This is a genomic window from Amycolatopsis sp. lyj-84 (genome assembly GCF_046549075.1).
Lineage (GTDB): Bacteria > Actinomycetota > Actinomycetes > Mycobacteriales > Pseudonocardiaceae > Amycolatopsis.
The window spans coordinates 774262-792972 of record NZ_JAJPWO010000002.1 but is presented as its reverse complement, the minus strand read 5'-3'; the positions used below and the strand labels follow the sequence as shown (position 1 = coordinate 792972).

18 protein-coding genes are annotated in these 18711 nt (G+C 68.1%); 13 read left to right on the top strand and 5 right to left on the bottom strand.

Annotated elements, in window-relative coordinates:
* Positions 1–295: 295 nt before the first annotated feature.
* From ACLJRM_RS08825 to ACLJRM_RS08815, 3 genes are all read right to left on the bottom strand, one after another.
* Positions 296–706 carry a VOC family protein gene (locus ACLJRM_RS08825; protein ID WP_101611483.1) on the bottom strand — a complete coding sequence of 137 codons (411 nt, stop codon included), beginning with the start codon at positions 704–706 and terminating at the stop codon, positions 296–298.
* Positions 707–787: 81 nt separating this feature from the next.
* Positions 788–1444, bottom strand: coding sequence for a response regulator (locus tag ACLJRM_RS08820; RefSeq protein ID WP_039923149.1), 657 nt, complete (start codon positions 1442–1444; stop codon positions 788–790).
* Complete coding sequence (locus tag ACLJRM_RS08815) at positions 1441–2634, bottom strand: histidine kinase (RefSeq protein WP_101611482.1); 1194 nt, start codon at positions 2632–2634, stop codon at positions 1441–1443. Before ACLJRM_RS08815 ends, ACLJRM_RS08820 begins: the two co-directional genes overlap by 4 nt.
* Before the next feature lie 166 nt (positions 2635–2800).
* On the opposite strand from ACLJRM_RS08815, the gene ACLJRM_RS08810 reads away from it, so the two are divergent.
* The 11 genes from ACLJRM_RS08810 to ACLJRM_RS08760 all read left to right on the top strand — a co-directional run bounded on the left by ACLJRM_RS08810 (position 2801) and on the right by ACLJRM_RS08760 (position 14528).
* Positions 2801–4384 (top strand): dynamin family protein, encoded by a 1584-nt coding sequence (locus ACLJRM_RS08810; protein ID WP_410662724.1) that lies wholly within the window; start codon positions 2801–2803, stop codon positions 4382–4384.
* A gap of 64 nt (positions 4385–4448) precedes the next feature.
* A complete protein-coding gene (locus tag ACLJRM_RS08805; protein ID WP_101611480.1) occupies positions 4449–4928 on the top strand; it encodes a hypothetical protein in 480 nt (159 codons plus the stop codon).
* Positions 4925–5548, top strand: a complete 624-nt coding sequence (locus tag ACLJRM_RS08800; protein ID WP_410662723.1) for a TetR/AcrR family transcriptional regulator — start codon at positions 4925–4927, stop codon at positions 5546–5548. Before ACLJRM_RS08805 ends, ACLJRM_RS08800 begins: the two co-directional genes overlap by 4 nt.
* A gap of 152 nt (positions 5549–5700) precedes the next feature.
* A complete protein-coding gene (gene grpE, locus ACLJRM_RS08795) occupies positions 5701–6198 on the top strand; it encodes a nucleotide exchange factor GrpE (RefSeq protein ID WP_101611478.1) in 498 nt (165 codons plus the stop codon).
* On the top strand, positions 6195–8030 hold the full coding sequence (locus ACLJRM_RS08790) for a dynamin family protein (RefSeq protein ID WP_101611477.1): 1836 nt from the start codon (positions 6195–6197) through the stop codon (positions 8028–8030). Before grpE ends, ACLJRM_RS08790 begins: the two co-directional genes overlap by 4 nt.
* A 90-nt stretch (positions 8031–8120) precedes the next feature.
* Positions 8121–8843, top strand: a complete 723-nt coding sequence (locus ACLJRM_RS08785; protein WP_101611476.1) for a DUF6802 family protein — start codon at positions 8121–8123, stop codon at positions 8841–8843.
* A gap of 408 nt (positions 8844–9251) precedes the next feature.
* Positions 9252–11075, top strand: coding sequence for a phosphoenolpyruvate carboxykinase (GTP) (locus tag ACLJRM_RS08780; RefSeq protein WP_410601465.1), 1824 nt, complete (start codon positions 9252–9254; stop codon positions 11073–11075).
* Positions 11076–11160: 85 nt separating this feature from the next.
* Positions 11161–12033, top strand: coding sequence for an LLM class F420-dependent oxidoreductase (locus ACLJRM_RS08775; protein ID WP_101611474.1), 873 nt, complete (start codon positions 11161–11163; stop codon positions 12031–12033).
* Positions 12030–12635: an ATP-binding cassette domain-containing protein gene (locus ACLJRM_RS08770; protein ID WP_101613617.1), complete on the top strand. Its 606-nt coding sequence runs from the start codon at positions 12030–12032 to the stop codon at positions 12633–12635. The genes ACLJRM_RS08775 and ACLJRM_RS08770 overlap by 4 nt, the downstream gene beginning before the upstream one ends.
* The gene (locus ACLJRM_RS08765) at positions 12629–13876 is read left to right on the top strand and encodes a DUF6297 family protein (protein ID WP_410662722.1); all 1248 of its coding nucleotides are present in this window, start codon (positions 12629–12631) and stop codon (positions 13874–13876) included. Before ACLJRM_RS08770 ends, ACLJRM_RS08765 begins: the two co-directional genes overlap by 7 nt.
* 76 nt (positions 13877–13952) lie before the next feature.
* Positions 13953–14528: an EndoU domain-containing protein gene (locus ACLJRM_RS08760; protein WP_233223047.1), complete on the top strand. Its 576-nt coding sequence runs from the start codon at positions 13953–13955 to the stop codon at positions 14526–14528.
* Here the strand turns inward: ACLJRM_RS08760 and ACLJRM_RS08755 are convergent.
* Together ACLJRM_RS08755 and ACLJRM_RS08750 are read right to left on the bottom strand one after the other, a co-directional pair.
* A complete protein-coding gene (locus ACLJRM_RS08755; protein ID WP_101611471.1) occupies positions 14525–14803 on the bottom strand; it encodes a helix-turn-helix domain-containing protein in 279 nt (92 codons plus the stop codon). The genes ACLJRM_RS08760 and ACLJRM_RS08755 overlap by 4 nt on opposite strands.
* Before the next feature lie 168 nt (positions 14804–14971).
* Entirely contained in the window at positions 14972–16588 is a 1617-nt protein-coding gene (locus tag ACLJRM_RS08750; protein ID WP_410662721.1) for an alpha/beta hydrolase, read from the bottom strand.
* Positions 16589–16792: 204 nt separating this feature from the next.
* On the opposite strand from ACLJRM_RS08750, the gene ACLJRM_RS08745 reads away from it, so the two are divergent.
* Together ACLJRM_RS08745 and mctP are read left to right on the top strand one after the other, a co-directional pair.
* Positions 16793–17071, top strand: a complete 279-nt coding sequence (locus ACLJRM_RS08745; RefSeq protein ID WP_168214450.1) for a DUF3311 domain-containing protein — start codon at positions 16793–16795, stop codon at positions 17069–17071.
* On the top strand, positions 17068–18711 hold the full coding sequence (mctP, locus tag ACLJRM_RS08740; protein WP_101611468.1) for a monocarboxylate uptake permease MctP: 1644 nt from the start codon (positions 17068–17070) through the stop codon (positions 18709–18711). Before ACLJRM_RS08745 ends, mctP begins: the two co-directional genes overlap by 4 nt.

The window sequence follows — 18711 nt, the reverse complement described above, 5'->3', positions numbered from 1 at the left end:
GCTCTCCTCTGCGGTACATGAAGGCCCCCTTCCTTGCGCCTAGGTACAGGAAGGGGGCCTTCATGTACTCGGGAAAGGTGTGAAGCTGAGCCGAGGGCAGGGGTCCCTCACGCGCCGCCGCCCGTGACTGCTGGGCTGGCGCCGCCGCCCGAGGCTTCGGAGGGTGATCACGTAGTCCGTGAAGGCCTCCTTCACTACCTTCAGAGTAGGCAAGGAGGCCTTCACGGACCTGCAACCAACTCCAGCCACAACCAGCAGGTACCTAAGACCCTTCGGCTCTAACCCGAATCGCCACTCACGACCCGGCCAGCACGTCCAGGTAGTGCTGGTTGAACATAACGCCGAGGACGTTGCCGAATGGGTCGATGACCGCCCCGGTCACGAAGCCGGGCCCGCGCTCGATGATCGGCTCGTACTCCTTCGCGCCCTTCTCGAGCAGCGTCGCGAAGGCTTCTTCGACGTTGTCGACGGCCCAGTTCGCGATCGCCCCGCCGGGGCCGGGCTGGGCCAGCGGCGGCCGGTAGTCGCCGCGGACCAGGCCGAATTCGTGCTGGTAGTCGCCGATCCGGAACTCGACGTACGCCGGCTTGTCGTCGGGACCGTTGCGGACGAAGTACGGCTCGATCCCGAAGAGGTCCGAGTACCACTCGATCGCGGCGGCCATGTCGTCGGCGTAGAACGTGGTGGTGGTGAGACCTCGCAGCATTTCCTTCTCCTCCGGTAGTGGCTCTGGAGACAAGGATCCACCGCAAAGTGCTCACCGAATGACCACTTTTCCGCGGGATTCTCAGGTGACCCCGGGACGCGCCAAACCGGTCTCGTAGGCGAGCACCACGGCCTGCACCCGGTCACGCAGATCCAGTTTGGACAGGATCCGCCCGACGTGCGTCTTCACCGTCGCCTCGGACAGGAACAGCGTCTCGGCGATCTCCAGGTTCGAGAGGCCCTTCGCGATCAGCACGAGCACCTCCCGCTCCCGTTCGGTGAGGACGTCGAGCTCGGCCGCGTCCCGCATCGGCTTCCCGCCGCCGCCGACGAACCGGTCGAGCAGCCGCCGCGTCACCGACGGCGAGACCACGGCGTCGCCCGAAGCGACCGCCCGCAGCGCCGAGACCAGGTGATCCGGCTGCGTGTCCTTCAACAGGAACCCGCTCGCCCCACCCTGCAGCGCCGAATAGACGTACTCGTCCAGGTCGAACGTCGTCATCACGAGCACCCGCGCCGTCCCGGCCTCGACGATCCGCTTAGTCGCCTCGACCCCGTCCAGCACCGGCATCCGGACGTCCATCAGCACGACGTCCGGCCGCAGTTCCTCCGCCATGCGGATGGCCTGCGCCCCGTCACCCGCCTCACCGACGACATCGATGTCCGCCTGCGCGCCCAGGACCATCCGGAACCCGACGCGCATCAATTCCTGGTCGTCGACGACCACCACTCGGATCACGTCGCCAACCTAACCGGGAGCCTCGCGTGCACTTGCCACCCTCCACCGGGAGCGGGTCCGACCTCCAGCGTGCCGCCGAAGACGTTCGCCCGTTCCCTCATTCCGATCAATCCGTTCCCACCGGGGACCGAGAGTCTCCGCGGTCCTCCCGGTGCGGCATGTGACGCCGTCTTGGTGGCGGCGGGTACCAGCTGTTTCGCGCGGCCGGCGCCGTCGTCGGTGACCCGGACGTCGATCACGTCCGACTCCCGGCGCACCAGCACCTCCGCCTGCGCGCCCTGGCCCGCGTGTTTCAGCGTGTTCGTCAGCGACTCCTGGACGATCCGGTACACGCCGAGCGAGACCCCGGCGGGCAGCCCGGCCAGCGCGTCGCTGCCGATCGCCAGCGTCACCGGCACCCCCGCCTGGCGGATGCGGTCCGCGAGGTCGGTCAGCGCGCTCGCGTCCGGTTGCGGCACGCGCGGCTCGTCGTCACCGTCGCTGCGGAGCACGTCCAGCAGCCGCCGCAGTTCGGCGAGCGCGCCGCGGCCGGTCTCCGAAATCGTCTGCAAGGCCCGTTTCGCCATCTCGGGATTCCCGTCGACCGCGTAGGACGCGCCGTCGGCCTGCACGACCATCACGCTCACCGCGTGTGCGACGACGTCGTGCAGCTCACGGGCGATCCGTCCGCGTTCTTCACCGACGGCGATCCTGGTCGCCTGGTCCCGTTCCGTCTCAAGTAGATGCAACCTGGCTTCCACCTCCTCGTGATAGGCGCGCCTCGCGCCCGCGAATTCGCCGAGCGTCCAGCACAGTGCGGTGGCGAAGACACCGATGATCGCCAGCACCCAGATGTCCTCCGGGGGATCGACCCACAGCTGGATCACCGAGGTCACGATCGTCGCCAGCAGGAACAGCAGCCCCTGCTTGCGGCCGACGTAGACCAGCACCGAGTAGACGCTGATCATGATCGCCAGCCCACTGGCCGCGCCCAGTTCGAGCGCGCCGTGGGGGATACCGATGGCCAGCAGCAGATACGCCGACCACAGCGTGGCCTTCCGCCGGAAGATCAGCGGGACGACCATCGCGATGTCCAGCGGAAGCACCACGTACCAGGGCGGCATCGGTACTTCCGGCGTCTCGACGGCCGCCACGAAGAACAGCAGGTCGGTCAGCAACAGGACGACGGCGATGAAACTGTCCCCGGCCATGGGGTGAGCACGCATCCAGAGGCTTAACCGTCGCACCTGGTAACACTATGTCGGCCATGGCCGCTCGCGCGTCGGTCGCCGGTACCACCTTCGGTGCGACCCGAGGATGAGCGGCATGGCACGATTCGACCCGGCAGGCTTTGACGACTGGGAGGGGACAGGCGCCGTGACGTCACCGACGGAACAGGGCCGTCTCGCCGGCCCGCTGTCGATGTCGGTGGCGAACCTCTGTCATCGCCTCCAGTCGCAGGTGTCCGCGCGGACCGCGGCCGGTTTCGCCGAGGTGCTGCGCAGACTGGGCGGTCCGCTCCAGGTCGCCGTCGCCGGCCGGATCAAGTCGGGGAAGTCCACGCTGGTCAACGCCCTGATCGGACGCCGCGTCGCGCCGACCGACGTCGGCGAGTGCACCCGGCTGGTGACCAGGTTCCAGTACGGCACCGTCGACCGCGTCGAGATCGTCTTCAACGACGGCCGCAAGCAGGTGCTGCCCTTCGCCGCCGACGGGATGATCCCGGCCGAGCTGGGTATCGACATCGACAAGGTCTCGCATATCGAGGCGTACCTCACCAACGCGGTCCTGCAGGGCATGACCGTCATCGACACTCCGGGCCTCGGCTCGCTCGACGCCGCGTCGGTGTCGCGGACCGAGCAGTTGCTGGGTGCGGCGAAGCACCGCAAGCCTGAAGACGAAGACGCGGAAGAAGACGAAGAGGGTTCCGACGAGCTCGACGACACCTCTCGCAACGCCGTAGCGGGCGCCGAGGCCGTCCTCTATGTGGTCACGCAGGGTGTGCGCGCCGACGACCAGCAGGCGCTCGCCGCGTTCACCGCCGCGACCGCGAGCCGCGAGGCGGGCCCGGTCAACGCGATCGCGGTGCTCAACAAGGCGGACACCATCGCGCCCGAGTCGGTCGAAGGCTCGGGCGGCGACGTGTGGAAGGCCGCGACGCTGCTGTCGGAGAAGCAGGCCTCGACGCTGAAGCCCCGCATCGCGGACGTGCTGCCGGTGATCGGGCTGATCGCGGAGTCGGCGGAGTCCGGCGGGTTCACCTCAGGTGACGCCGAGGCGCTGCGCCAGCTGTCCGAGATGGACGACGACATCCTCGAGACCATGCTGATCTCGGCCGACATCTTCACCAGCTGGGACTGCGACGTCGCGGCGGGCGTCCGGCTGCGACTGCTGGAGAAGCTGGACCTGTTCGGCGTCCGGTACGCCGTGGAAGCGATCCGCAAGGAACCCGAGATCACCGCGGGCTCGCTGCGGCGGAAGCTGCTCGACGCCTCCGGCCTCGAAGCCGTCCGCCAGCGGTTGAGCATCGTCTTCGCCGCCCGCGCCGACGGCATCAAGGCGGCCGCCGCGCTGGCCTCGGTCACCGCGCTGGCCCACGCCTCGGGTGACCCGGCCGAACGGCAGCGCGTCCACGACGCGATCGAGGTCCTGCTCGCCAAGCCCGAAGCACACCAGCTGCGGCTGCTCGAAGCGCTCACGCTGGTCGCGTCCGGCGCTGTCGACATGCCCGAGGACCTGTCCGAGGAGGTCCTGCGGGTCGGCAGCAACGCCGACATCGGCGCCCAGCTCGGCAAGCCGGGCGCTCCCCGGACCGAACTCGCCGCCCACGCCCTCGAACGGGCCGGCTGGTGGCGCTCCTTCGCGTCCTTCGGCGCGACGCCCGCCCAGAGCCGCGTCGCGCACGTCGTGCACCGGGCGTACTTCCTCATCTGGCAGCAGATCCGCGACCCCCAAGCCTGACCCCCGCGGCCTGTTCCCGGACCCGGGATTGATAAACCGAGCGCTCGGTCTAATAATGGGTCCCATGGAAACGATCGTCGACGAGCCCCAGTGGCTGCGCACGGCCTCCTGGCTCGGCTGCCCGCTGGTGGGTGCCGCGCTCGGCTGGTTCCTCCAGTCGATCGCGGACTGGGTGGTCTCCCTGAGCTGGGTCCCGTTCAAGGGCCCGTTCCAGCTCGTCTCGGACATCCCCGATCCGTGGGGCCCACTCGCCGGGGCGGGCGCCGGGCTGGTCCTCGGCCTGCTGTTCGCCGCGGTCTGGGCGCACGAGCGGCTGATCGTCAAGGTGACGCCGACCCGCATCACCCTCACCGTCAAGGGGCGCACCCGCGCCTACGAGGCCAAGCTGCAGGCCGTCTTCCTCGACGGCAAGGAGCTCGTCCTGCTCGCCGCCGATGGTCGGGAGCTGGCACGAGAGAAGGGTGACGTCGACCGCGCGGCCGTCGCCAAGGCCTTCACCGAGCACGGCTACCCCTGGCACACCGAGCCGCCGGCGGTGAAATGAGGACGGTCGACCCGGCCAAGCACGAGGCGAAACGCCGCGCCATCCTCGACGCCGCCACGGTGTGCTTCGCCGAGAAGGGGTTCGAGAAGACGACGACGGCGGAGATCTGCCGCGCGGCGGGGATCAGCACCGGCAGCCTGTTCCACTACTTCCCGAACAAGCGCGCAGTGTTCGTCGGCATCTTCGAACAGGACGGCGACGAGACCGCGGCCCTGCTCGCGTCCGCCGGGGAGATCGAGGACCCGTGGGAGGCCATCCTCCTCATCCTCACGTACATGTCCGAACAGCTCCTGCAACCTCTCGCGGCCAAGCTCGTCCTCGAGGTCGCCGCGCAGTGCGCCCGCGACGCCGAACTGGCCGAACTGGTCCAGGGCAACGACCGCGTCCTGCGCGACGGTCTCGTCGGTTTCGTGACCAGGGCGGTGGAGACGGGCCGGATCGACCCCGGCATCGAACCGGAGGTGACGGCCAGCTGGCTCGTCGCGTTGATCGACGCACCACTCTCCCGCGTGATTCTGGAGCCGGACCTCGATCCGGCCGCGGAACTCGCGGTGATGAAGGTGCTGATCACCAGATTCCTTCGCCCCGTTCTGCCCACACGGAGCAGGTCCAACAGCTAAGGTGGCCGAGGTCTTTTGATCTTTTGAAGTCGCGCCTTTCGGCCGTCAGGCCCCGCTATCGTGATGGCAGGGCGCGCCTGTCGGGTGAACGCGACCGGACTACGAGAGGCGCGCCCTGGCAGCGCGATCGCGGGGGCGCGATAGGTGGCACAGTGGGAGCCTGGCTGCGGAAGAAGGCGGTCGCCGAGGAGAATCCGGACGACGTGCCGACCGGCCAGATCGCGGCGGTGAGCATCGCGGCGATCATCGCCGAGGCGGACGGCGGGACTTCGCCGTCCGAGGGAACCGAGACCGTCGAAGCCGCGTCGAAGACCGATGTGGAGTCCACGACCACGGGTCCGGCCGACCTCGAACAGGCTCTCGCCGACAGGCAGGCGCTGATCCAGCTCTGCCTGTACGCCCTCGACCGCGCCCGCAGCGGCGGCGTCGTCGAGCGGCTCGAACACGGTCTCGCCGGTATCGGCGTCCGTGCCCTGCGCCCGGACGGCGAGCGGTTCGACCCCGCCGTGCACGAGGCGGGCGGCGCGGTCGCGACCGAGGACCCGGCACTCGAAGGGCTCGTCGCGGAGACCGAAGTCGTCGGTTTCGCCGATCACGACCGGGTCCTGCGCGTGCCGATCGTCATCGTCTACGCGAAGAAGGCCCAGTGACCGCTCCGAGTGCGGCCGCCAACCTGCCGGCGGTCGTGAAGAGCACGCGCGAGCAGCTGCTCACCGTCGTCCGCGAAGCCGATCCTCAGGCCGCGAAATGGGTCGAGGACATCCGGAAGGCGCGCCCGAAGAAGCCGTCGGTCGTGGTGGTCGGCGAGACCAATCGCGGCAAGAGCTCGCTCGTGAACGCGCTCCTCTCCATGCCGGGACTGTCCCCTGTGGACGCCGACGTCGCCACGGCGACGTACCTCGTCTTCGAACACGCCGAGCAGTGGTCCGCGCAGGCCTGCTATCCGGGCCAGCTGGCGCCGGTGCCGATCAACCTGAACGCCCTGATCCACTGGGTCTCGGCCGCGCACGAACTGCCGGAAGGCCAGATCCCGCCGCGGTACGTCGAGGTCTCCGGTCCGGTCCCGCTGCTCGAACGCGTGTCCATTGTGGACACGCCGGGCGTCGGCGGACTCGACTCGATGCACGGCGAACTGGCGAAGGAGGCGGCGGCGGGTGCCACCGCCCTGCTGTTCGTCGTCGACGCCTCCTCCCCGTTCACCGCGCAGGAACTGCACTTCCTGCAGGACATGGGCGAGCGCGTCGAGACCGTGCTTTTCGCGCTGACCAAGACCGACCAGTTCCGCGGCTGGCGCGAGGTCCTCGAAGCCGACCGCCGGCTGCTCGCCGAGCACGCTCCCCGGTTCGCGGACGCGGTGTTCCACCCGGTGTCCGCGCGCATGTTCGAGACGGCGGCCAAGGCGCCGAACGAGCAGATGGCCATGATGCTGCGCGAGAAGGCCGGTATCGCCGCGCTCCAGGGCGCGTTGCAGGAGATGCTGGTCGGCCGCTCGGCGATGCTGGGCGAGGCCAACACCCTTCGTGCGCTGTCGAGCGCCCTCGCCGAGCTCAAGGCGAAGCTGCAGGCGGAAAGCCGCGCGCTGTCCGCCGGTGAGGCCGAGGCGGAACAGTTGCGCCAGCGCCGCGACGACCTGAGCACCGAACGCCGCTCTTCGACCCGGGGCTGGCAGCTGAAACTGCGCGCGGAGATCCAGCGGACCCGCGTCGAGGTCGGCCACGAGACCAGCAGGCAGATGCGCGACGCGTCGACCCACTTCCGGCAGCGGATCGACGGCGCCAAGCGGGACGACCTCACCGCGCTGCCCCAGCAGGTCGACATCGCGTTGCAGACGACGTCGCAGCGGATCTCGATGCTGCTCTCCCAGCGGCTCAACCAGGTCACCAACGTCGCGCTCTCGGAGCTGTTCTCGGCCGAAGAGCTCGACATCATCCGCGGCCAGTTCGCCAGGGCGGGCGGCCCGCCGGTGGTGCTGCGCCCGCCGGACAAGAAACCGCCGACGGCCGAGGACAAACTGCTCATCTTCATGGGGGTTTCCGGCGGTCTCGGCGCCGGGAAGGTCGCCGCGCTGCCGCTGGCGGGCGTCGCGATCTTGAACCCGGTGATCCTGCCCGCCACGATCATCATCGGCCTCGGCGCCGGCTGGTGGATGGCGCGGACCCGCAAGCACGCCTCGGACAAGCAGCATATGAAGCAGTGGCTGGTCGAGGCGATCGCCGACGCGCGGTCCACGTTGGACCAGCTCGTCGCGGAGCAGCTGATCGAGGCCGAACAGCAGCTCTCGATGGCGCTCGACGAAGCCCTCGGCCGCCGCATCGACGCGATCGAAGCGGAGCTGAAGGAAGTCGACAAGACGATCAAGATGGGCGCGCAGGAAAGGGCCAAGAAGATCTCGGTGGTCGCGAAGCGGCTGAAGGACGTCTCCGACGGCCGTGACCGTGCCGAGGCGCTTCTGGGCCGCATCCGGTCGCTGCGCGACGCCTGACCAGGGTGTCCTGTTGTGGACCGGAACCGAACGGGCCTACGGTGAGTCATAGGCTCAGACACACCGGCAGGTCAACGAGGGGGTCATCCCATGTGGGTCGACGAGAGCGGCGGCACGGACACCGAGGCGGGCTCCACGGAGGCGGTCACGGTCCACGTTGACGGCGAGGAGTACCAGGCCGAGCTCAACTACGACCTCGACAAGGACGGCGTGAACGACGCCGCGGTCATCCAGCACGAGGACGGCACCGGCCAGGCCTTCGTCGACACCGACGGAGACGGCGACGCCGACCAGTACGCGGTGCTCGACGAAAACGGCAAGGTCGTCCAGGAAGCCGTCTACGACGAAGCTTCCGGCGCCTGGGTCGAGGCCGGTGGCGGCAGCGACGACAGCGGCAGCGACGCGGGGACGAGCGGCACCATGCACGCCGACATGCCCAGCGGCGACGTCGAGGTCGGCCCGCCGACGATCGACACCAACGGGGACGGGACCCCCGACACCGCCGTCATCCAGACCGAGGACGGCCGCACGATCGCCTTCACCGACAAGGACGGTGACGGCAAAGCCGACATCGCGGTGGAGACCGACGCTTCCGGCAACTCCAAGACCTACGAGCACACCGGACCCGGCCAGTGGACCGAGACCGGCAGCGGCGTGGTCAACGAGGACATCGGCTCGGCCTTCGTGAGCACTTCGAACGACACCGCGGGCGACCCGGCGGGCGACGCCGCGTGGGGCGGATCGGGCACGCAAACACTCGAAGGAGTGGCGAAGATCGATTCCGCCACCGGCCAGTGGATCAGCCCGAACTAAATCCTGAAATGGACTAAACCAATACGGGATACCCATTCGTGAGTGGTCCAGTCCATTCTTCGGCCAAATCGATGTAATTCTGGTCACAGAACAGCCCGGTGCGAGACCTCGTACCGGGTTTTCTCGTGTCCGGTTCGCCCGGTCGTTGTGCTGTCGATCACCGGAAGAATTTCTGCGTATGGCCCATTCCGGTGATACTGAATCGATTCCCTTATCGTTCTTGTGAGAGAACCGACAGGTCAGCTCTCGGTTACCTGCCGGTCATCCGGCTACTCTCGGGGAATCCCAAAACCTGCACACCGGTCTTCCCGCCGGTGTGCGAAGCCATTCGGTCGCCGGCACTGAAGCCCGCATCGGAACAGCGTCGTTCCCGATGTGGGCTTCTGCCGTCGGAAGTCAGGAGTAGAGATGACCGCAGTCGCCATCCCCGGACTGGAAAAAGCGCCGACGACGCACAGCGGCGTGCTGTCCTGGGTCCGGGAGGTCGCCGAACTGACCACTCCGGACCGCGTGGTGTGGGTCGACGGGTCCGACGAAGAGGCCGCGCGTATCAACGCCGAACTGGTCTCCGCCGGCACGTTCGTGCAGCTCGACGCGAAGCCCAACTCGTACTGGGCCGCTTCCGACCCGAATGACGTCGCCCGCGTCGAAGAGCGCACCTTCATCTGTTCGGACAACGAAGAGGACGCCGGTCCCACCAACAACTGGATGGACCCGGCCGAGATGAAGGCCACGATGACCGAGCTGTACCGCGGGTGCATGCGCGGTCGCACGATGTACGTGATCCCCTTCTGCATGGGCCCCCTCGGAGCCGAGGACCCCAAGCTCGGCATCGAGATCACCGACTTCGCCTACGTCGTCGCCTCCATGCGCGTGATGACCCGCGCCGGCAAGGCCGCGCTGGACAAGTTCGTCACCGAGGACGGCACCGAGCGCTCGTTCGTCCCGGCGCTGCACTCCGTCGGCGCCCCGCTGGAGCCGGGCCAGAAGGACGTCTCCTGGCCGTGCAACACCACCAAGTACATCTCGCACTTCCCCGAGAGCCGTGAGATCTGGAGCTACGGCTCCGGCTACGGCGGCAACTCGCTGCTGGGCAAGAAGTGCTACTCGCTGCGCATCGGCTCGGTCATCGCCCGTGACGAGGGCTGGCTGGCCGAGCACATGCTGATCCTCAAGCTGATCTCGCCGGAGAACAAGGTCCACTACGTCGCGGCGGCCTTCCCGAGCGCCTGCGGCAAGACCAACCTCGCCATGCTGCAGCCGACCATCCCCGGCTGGCGCGCCGAGACCCTCGGCGACGACATCGCGTGGATGCGGTTCGGCGAGGACGGCCGCCTGTACGCGGTGAACCCCGAGTTCGGCTTCTTCGGTGTCGCGCCGGGCACCGACTGGCACACCAACCCCAACGCGATGCGCACCATCGAAAAGGGCAACACGGTCTACACGAACGTCGCGCTCACCGACGACGGCGACGTCTGGTGGGAGGGCATGGGCGAGAAGCCCGCGCACGCCACCTCCTGGAAGAAGCAGGAGTGGACGCCGGAGTCGGAAGAGAAGGCCGCGCACCCGAACTCGCGCTACTGCACGCCGATGTCGCAGTGCCCGATCCTCGCGCCCGAGTGGGACGACCCGAAGGGCGTGCCGATCTCGGCGATCCTCTTCGGCGGCCGTCGCAAGACCACGGTCCCGCTGGTCAACGAGGCCCGCGACTGGCAGCACGGCGTGTTCATGGGCGCCACCATGTCGTCGGAGACCACCGCGGCCGCCGCCGGCGCGGTCGGCAACGTGCGCCGCGACCCGATGGCCATGCTGCCGTTCCTCGGCTACCACGCCGGTGACTACTTCAAGCACTGGCTGGACCTCGGCAAGAACGCCGACGCCGACAAGCTGCCGAAGATCTTCTACGTCAACTGGTTCCGCCGTGGCGACGACGGCCGCTTCCTGTGGCCGGGATTCGGCGAGAACTCGCGCATCCTGAAGTGGGTCATCGACCGCGTCGAGGGCAAGGGCAACGCGAACGAGACCCCGGTCGGCTTCGTGCCGAACGCCGAGGACCTCGACACCGACGGCCTCAAGGAGCCGCTGGCCGACATCCAGGCCGCGCTGGACGTCTCCGCCGACGAGTGGCGCAAGGAACTGCCCCTGATCGAGGAGTGGTTCGAGAAGATCGGCGACAAGGTCCCCTCGTCGCTGCGTGACGAACTGGACGCGCTCAAGCAGCGTCTCGGCTGATCACCTGAACGAGTCGAAGGCCTCATCCTCACGGTCATTCCTGAGGATGAGGCCTTCGTATTTCCCCCTTGGGTAGCGTGGCCGCATGCTCAGATTCGGCGTGAACATGGTCGTCCCGGACAGCCGGGCGGCCTGGGTCGAGAAATGCCGCAAGGCGGAAGCACTCGGTTTCGACGTCGTCGGTGCCGCGGACCATCTCGGGATGGCGCCGCCCTTTCCCGCCCTCGTGCTCGCCGCCGAGGTGACCGAGCGCGTCCGGCTCAACACCTTCGTCATCAACACCGCGTTCTACAACCCGGTGCTGCTCGCCCGCGACGTCACGGGCACGGATCAGTTCACCGAAGGCAGGCTGGAACTGGGGCTCGGCGCCGGGTACCGGAAGTCCGAGTTCGAAGCGGCGGGGATGGAGTTCCCCCGCGCCGGCCGGCGCGTCGACCACCTCGAACACACGATCAAAGAGCTCAAACGGCTCTACTCCGACGATGACCACAAACCGGGAACCGTGCAGAAACCGGGCCCGCCGTTGCTGATCGCCGGCCGCGGGGACCGGGTGCTCGCCCTCGCCGCCGAACACGCCGACATCATCGGCTTCTCCGGCACGGCGGCCATTCCCGACGGTGGCGCGCTGGTGCTCGACGACGCGGCCGGAATCGACGAACGCGTACGGTTCACCCGCGAGAAACTGAACGGGCGCGAAGCCGAATTCAACGTCATTTCGCAAGTGGTCACGGTGACCGGCGATCGGCGGGCGGGGCTGGAAAGCGCTCGCGAATTCGTGAAGGGCGCGCTCACCGTCGAGCAGCTCGCCGAAGTGCCGACGGTGCTCGTCGGTACCCATGAGCAGATCGCCGAACAGATCCTCGCCCATCGCGAACGGTTCGGCTTGACCTATTTCACCGTGTTGGAGCGCAATATGGAGCCCCTCGCTCCGGTGATCGAGTTGTTGTGCGGCACATGATCGACGTACGCGGGCTCGGCGTCCAGGCCGGGGAGCACTGGTTGTTCGAAGACCTCGATTTCGAGGTCGAAGCGGGCGAATGCGCGGTGATCGCCGGTCCGAACGGGGTCGGGAAATCGACGCTGCTGAGGTGCCTTTACGGAACGCAGGCGCCGCAGCGGGGCCGGGTCGTCGTCGCGGGCGGAAAGCCCGACGAGCGCGACCTTTCCTTTCGCCGCAAGGTTTCCGTTTTGTTCGACGATTCCGATTTCTTCACCGAGCTGACCCCGCTCCAGCATCTCGAGTTACTGGAGGGCTCGTTCGGTGCCGATCTCGGCGATCACGAAGCCTTGATTTCGGACGCGGGTCTCGCCGAACGCGCGAAGGTCACCGCGGGCAAGTTCTCCGCCGGGCAGCGCCGCCGCCTGCTGCTCCTCGGCGCGACGGCGCGACCGCACGACGTCCTGCTGCTCGACGAGCCCGAGCGGGCGCTCGACGTCGCCGGGAAGGAATGGCTGACGTCGTTGATCGCGCGTTCGACCGCCGCCGGGGCCGCGGTCGTCGTGGCGACGCATCATCCCCCGCTGCTGGAAGCGGCCGACTCGACCTTGGAGCTGTGGTGACCACGAAGGCCCCCACGCACGTCCCGGGACGACAGCGATTCGGCGGACTGCTCAACGGGGATTACCAGACCTTCCTGGCACTGTTCGGTTTCGGCGCGCTCTTCACCGCGTTCCAGAACCTTCCGAAGCTGCGCCATTTCCTTTTTGGACAGTCCCTTGTGGATTTCCCGGCGGTGTTCGGACTGCTGATCGTGCTGTGCGCGATCTTCTGGCGCAGCCTGCTGCGCCGCGGTTTCGTCTGGGCCGAACCGGCGGCGTTGACGTGGATGGACTTCGCCGGCGTCGACAGGCGCCGTGTCGTCGCGAAGCGGATGTGGACGCTCTGGCTCGGGCTGGTCATGGTGGTCGGCTACACCGGGGCGCTGGTCACCGCGATCGGCGGCGGGTCGAAGGACGTGTGGATCGCGATGTCGGCGCTGACCGCCGCCGGGGCGATCCTGGCCGCCGTCACCGCGCGGCGGACCGCGATCCGCGGGGAAACGCTCGCGCCGGTCGTGCTCGCGGTGGCCGGTCTGGCGGTGGCCGCCGCCGGGCTGGGCCCGATCGCGGTCGAGGTGCTGGCCGGTGCGATGTTCGTCGTCGCGGTGGCGGTGGCCTTCGGCGGCGAACCGGTGTCCGGGGTCGGGCGCCAGGACCTCGTCGACGGCTGGAACGCGCGGCTCCTGCGGGCGATGGCCGCGGTCTTCATGGACCCCATGCTGCTGATCCCGGAGTCGAAGCCGGTGCCGTGGCTGTCCTTGCGGCGTCCGACGGTGCTGCGGCTCGCGTGGGCCGGGGTACTCGGCAGGATGCGCTTCGCGGCGGCCAGTGTGGCGATCGCGTGCCTGGTCGGTGCCGCGCAGCTGGCGTTCCCGGCCGTCCCGGCGGGACCGCTGTTCGCGCTCGGCGCGTACGCCGCGCTCGTGCCGTTCGTCGGCGGGCTCGGCGAACTGTGGCGCAACCCCGGCCGCAGGCGGTGGCTCGGGGCGTCCGACTGGGAGTTACGGCTGGTCAACGGCCTGGTGATCGCTCTGCTCGGCCTCGGCTGGGGAGCGCTGCTCGGCCTGGTGACGCTGACGCTCGGGGTGACCCCGGCCTGGCCGGTGTGGCTCGCGATCCCACTCGCCGTCGTCGCCACGCTCCGGACGGCGACCCGGCCGCCGATGAACTACGACGTCAGCGGCGGGGCCGCGGGACTCCAGGCGCTGCGGGGTGTCGACGTGCTGGTCGTCGGCTCGGTTTTGCTGTCCGTGATCGCCTGAGGTCACCCGTTCCCGCGTTCGGATCATTCGAATACTCCGAACGCGGGTTACCCTCGATGCGACGAAAGGAGCACGAGTGGGCGGCGGGCACGCACCGGGCAAGGGGCGGCGGGCGACCAGCGAGTTCCCCGCGGGCTGGACCGACGAGCAGATCATCGCGGTGATCAAGGACGTCGCGAACGATCCGAGCGAACCTCGCCGCAGACAGCACAACGGCCGCTGGCGCTGCGCAGGCGAACGGTACGGCGTGCATCTGATCGTGCTGGTGGAAGACAACGGCAGCGTCAAGACGGGCTATCCGGTGGCGGGTCCCGGCGTGGTCCGCAATCCCGACGCCGCGGCCGACCCGGCGAATCCGACCGTGGCCGACCTCGCCGCCGGCCGGATCAGCTTCTTCGGCGAGAGCCTGCTCGACCAGATCGCCGACCGCGTCGCGCCGGACGTTCTCGCGTTCTATCGCACCCTGCACTGGTCAGGTGAGTGGGAAGAACTGGCCGACGTCCTCGTCGCGCACGCGGTGAACGAGAACCTGCGGCTCGGCGTGGACGAGTTCGCCACCCTGGAGAGCCTGCTGAACAGCTTCGACCTGCCGATCGACGGCTTCCTCTACCTGAACGACCGGGCGCACACGCTGGCCACCCTGCGCCCTTAACTCGCTTCGGCGACTTCTGCGGCGTCTGTGTTCTCCACGGCCGCCCGCAGCGCGTCCAGCGGCAGGCCGATGGCGTCCGCGATCGCCGCCACCGTGAAGAAGGCGGGCGTCGGGATCCGGCCGGTCTCGATCTTCCGGAGCGTCTCCACCGAGATCCCGGCCTCCGCCGCGACCTCGACCATGCTCCGCGACGCCGACGCGCGCGCGTCCCGGAGCGCCAGCCCCAGCCGCTCGCCTCGTTCGCGTTCCTCGTCCGTCAACGGCACTCGCACCATGAAGCCAATACTAATACCGGTCGCGCGCCTGCCGGTCGTGAGTGGCGCCGAGTTGTCCCCACCGAGTTACCCCCAGCCTGTGGATAACTCTGTGCACAGGTCTGTGGACCGCCCAAAGGAAAGGCCCCGCCGAGCCGAAACTCGACGGGGCCACAATCCCTAGGGGCTTCAGCCGCCCGCGGGCACCGGAAGTGGGAGTCCGGGGAGGCTCTGGTCGTTCGGCACCTTGCCGTCGACGAGGAAGTCCTCCACGACCTTGTCCACACCCACGTTGCCGCCGGCGTAGATGCCGTGGTCACCCTCACCGGTCACCGTGATCATCCGCGAGTTGGCGAACGCGCGGTGCGCACGGGTCGCGCCCTCGATCGGGGTCGCCGGGTCGTGCACCGACTGGACGATCAGCACCGGCGGGACGCCGCGGCCGTCGAGCTTCGGCAGGTCGACCGGCTTGTTCTTCCAGAAGATGCACGGCTGGATGAGCCAGCCGGCGCCGAGCAGCGGCAGATCGCGGTCGATCAGCTTCTGCGACTGACGGATGACGCTCTGCCGGTTACCGGTCCACGGGCCCTCGTTGCAGGGGATGGTCCAGAAGCTGGCGTTGTAGGAGTCACCGTCGGTGGGGACGAACAGCGGCTGCGGGCCGATGACGCCGTCACCGTCCACCGTCTCCGCCTTGACCTTCTGCGCGGCCGCGGCCTTCTGCTGCTGGGTCGAGGTGCCCTCGGTCAGCGTCTTCAGGTTGACCAGGTAGTCGGCCAGCGCCGGGAAGTTGCGCTTCGAGTAGAGGTACGACGCGATGGTCGAGTCGAGGGCGTTGGCCGAAACCGGGACGCCGTCCACCTCGACGGGGTTCTGCGTCAGCGCGAAGCGGACCTTCTCGTAGGTCTGGCGAGCGGCCTCGCCGTTCCTGCCGAAGTTGTAGACCTTGTTGTACTTGCCGATCCACGGCAGGAAGTCCTGACGCCAGCGGCGCTCGAAGCCGAGCGGCTGCCCGTCGAACGAGTTCTGCCAGGTCGTCGTGAACTCGGTCGACGAGTCGAGCAGGAACTTGCCGGTCCGGGTGGGGAACTGCTGGGCGTAGTGCGCGCCCATCCAGGTGCCCGCCGAGTAGCCGACCCAGTTGATCTTGTCGCGGCCGAGGAGGACGCGCAGCAGGTCGATGTCGCGGATGGTCTGGGCGGTGTTGATGAGCGGGCCCAGCTCGCCGGACTTCACCTGGCAGGAGTCCGCCGCGTACTTGGTGGCGTCCAGGATCAGGTTGAGGTTCGCCCGGCTGCGATCGCGCGGGTCCAGGTCGGATCCGGTGCCGATCGCGTTGCCGCAGGTGATGTTGGTGCTCTTGCCGGTGCCGCGCGGGTCGAGACCGATGATCTCCTGGGTCGCGCGCAGCTTCGTCTGGTTGCGCAGACGAGCCGGGAAGTTACGGCCCGGTGCGCCGGGGCCGCCCGGGTTCGTGATGACGCTGGCCGTCGCGGGGCCGCCGGTGGCGGCGAGGCGGCTGACGGCGATCGTCAGGTCGATGTTCTCGTTCGACTTGTACCAGTTGCGCGGTGCGCGGTAGGTCGCGCATTCGATGTTTTCGGCCCCCGGCGGCGGCGCGGTCGGCAGCTCGTTCGCCGTGCACTTGTGCCAGTCCAGCTTCTGGCTCGCGTACTTCGCCGGAATGTTGGTGGAGTTCAAAGGCTGCTGTTTGGCAGCCTCCGGTCCTGCGAACGCAGGAGTGAACCCGGCCAGCATGGTGCCGGCGACAGCCGGGATCACCACCGCATAGCGGAGTTTCTTCATCCGATGCCCCTTTGATCTTGCGTGCGAAGGTTCCTGTTCGCGACTTGCGGCTATTGATATCCGGCGGGGAGCGGGACGGCAACCGCCCTTCGTCGGATCGGGCGTCGCTGATCAAATCGATATCGGGCGCGCGTGACCCGGGTGGGGGAGAGGTTCTAGGGTCATCGGGTCCATCCGGGGTACGGGAATGTTAGGTGAGGTCCGATGGCGTCAGGTAAGGCAGACGGGAAGGTGAGGGGCTTTCAGTTCAGCCCGTGGAACCTCCTGCTGGTCATCCCGTTGCTGGTGCTGATCACGTCCTTGTTCAACTCGGACGGCCCTCGGCTGTTCGGGATGCCGTTCTTCTACTGGTTCCAGTTCGTGTTCGTGGCCGTCGGCGTCCTGTGCACCTGGATCGTCTTCGTGATGACCAAGGACAAGCCGACCAGTGAGCGTCCCGACCGGTTGTCCGTGGACGAGCTCGACGAGGGGGACGTCAAGTGAGCAACATCCAGTGGCCCGAGCTGATCATCTTCACGATCCTCTTCGCGGTGGTCACCGTCCTCGGCTTCGTCGCGTCGCGCTGGAAGGCGGGCAACACCCTCGACCATCTGGACGAATGGGGCCTCGGCGGCCGCAAGTTCGGGTCGTGGATCACCTGGTTCCTGCTCGGCGGTGACCTCTACACGGCGTACACCTTCGTGGCCGTTCCCGCGCTGATGTTCAGCGCCGGCGCGATGGGCATGTTCGCCCTGCCGTACACGATCATCGTCTACCCGATCGTGCTGATGCCCGCGCTGCGCATGTGGTCGGTCTCCCGGGTCCGCGGCTACGTCACGCCCGCCGACTTCGTCCGCGGCCGGTTCGGTTCGCCGACGCTGGCGCTGCTGATCGCGATCACCGGGATCATCGCGACGATGCCGTACATCGCGCTGCAGCTCGTCGGCCTCGAAGCGGTGCTGCGGACCATGGGCATCAACGGCTCCGGCGTCGTCGGTCACCTGCCGCTGCTGGTCGCCTTCGTCATCCTGGCGGTCTACACCTACCAGTCCGGCCTGCGCGCGCCCGCGCTGATCGCGTTCGTCAAGGACATCCTGATCTACCTCGTGATCATCGTGGCGATCATCTACCTGCCCTCGAAGCTCGGCGGCTGGTCGGCGATCTTCGACGCGGCCGACGCGAAGTTCGACAAGACGCCGAACCCCTCGGACGGCATCCTGCTCAACGCGAACAACCAGTTGCAGTACGCCACGCTGGCACTCGGTTCGGCGCTCGCGCTGTTCCTGTACCCGCATTCGCTCACCAGCGTGCTCGCCTCGCGCGGCCGCAGCGTGATCAAGCGGAACATGGTCGCGCTCCCGGCGTACTCGCTGGTCCTGGGCCTGCTGGCGCTGCTCGGCTACGTGGCGATCAGCGCGTCGGTCTCACCGATCACCAACAACGCCACCGGCAAACCCGACACGAACACCGTCGTCCCGGTGCTGTTCGACTCGCAGTTCTCGTCGTGGTTCGCGGGCATCGCGTTCGCCGCGATCGGCATCGGCGCGCTGGTGCCCGCGGCGATCATGTCGATCGCGGCGGCCAACCTGTGGACCCGCAACATCTACAAGGAGTACATCAAGAAGGACGCGACACCGGGCCAAGAAGCGAAGCAGGCCAAGCTCGCTTCGCTGATCGTGAAGTTCGGCGCGGTGGCGTTCATCCTGTTCATCGATCCGCAGTTCTCGATCGACCTGCAGCTCATCGGCGGGGTGCTGATCCTGCAGACGCTGCCCACGGTGGCGATCTCGCTCTACACGCGGTGGTTCCACCGCTGGGGCCTGATCGCCGGCTGGATCGTGGGCATCGGCTGGGGCCTGGTCATGCTCTACAACATCCCGAACGCGGCGACCGGCAAGGCGCACTTCGGCGGCTCTGCCTTGAAACTCGGCGACCTGTCGATCTTCGGCTGGCACCCGTTCAGCGGCTCGCCGCTGCAGATCTACGTCGGTTTCGTGGCGTTGGCGGCGAACCTGCTGATCGCGGTGATCTTCACGGTGATCGCGCGGCAGATGAAGGTCTTCAACGGCACGGACGACACCGAGCCCGAGGACTACCACGCCGACGAGCACGACAAGGATCTCCGCGAGATCGGCGTTCACTAG

Bases quoted from the DNA above. Each gene is read 5' to 3' on its own strand.
- ACLJRM_RS08815 (WP_101611482.1), bottom strand. From the start codon at position 2,634: ATGGCCGGGGACAGTTTCATCGCCGTCGTCCTGTTGCTGACCGACCTG.
- ACLJRM_RS08745 (WP_168214450.1), top strand. From the start codon at position 16,793: ATGGCGTCAGGTAAGGCAGACGGGAAGGTGAGGGGCTTTCAGTTCAGC.
- ACLJRM_RS08770 (WP_101613617.1), top strand. From the start codon at position 12,030: ATGATCGACGTACGCGGGCTCGGCGTCCAGGCCGGGGAGCACTGGTTG.
- ACLJRM_RS08785 (WP_101611476.1), top strand. From the start codon at position 8,121: ATGTGGGTCGACGAGAGCGGCGGCACGGACACCGAGGCGGGCTCCACG.
- ACLJRM_RS08825 (WP_101611483.1), bottom strand. From the start codon at position 706: ATGCTGCGAGGTCTCACCACCACCACGTTCTACGCCGACGACATGGCC.
- ACLJRM_RS08805 (WP_101611480.1), top strand. From the start codon at position 4,449: ATGGAAACGATCGTCGACGAGCCCCAGTGGCTGCGCACGGCCTCCTGG.
- ACLJRM_RS08800 (WP_410662723.1), top strand. From the start codon at position 4,925: ATGAGGACGGTCGACCCGGCCAAGCACGAGGCGAAACGCCGCGCCATC.
- ACLJRM_RS08750 (WP_410662721.1), bottom strand. From the start codon at position 16,588: ATGAAGAAACTCCGCTATGCGGTGGTGATCCCGGCTGTCGCCGGCACC.
- ACLJRM_RS08755 (WP_101611471.1), bottom strand. From the start codon at position 14,803: ATGGTGCGAGTGCCGTTGACGGACGAGGAACGCGAACGAGGCGAGCGG.
- ACLJRM_RS08775 (WP_101611474.1), top strand. From the start codon at position 11,161: ATGCTCAGATTCGGCGTGAACATGGTCGTCCCGGACAGCCGGGCGGCC.
- ACLJRM_RS08780 (WP_410601465.1), top strand. From the start codon at position 9,252: ATGACCGCAGTCGCCATCCCCGGACTGGAAAAAGCGCCGACGACGCAC.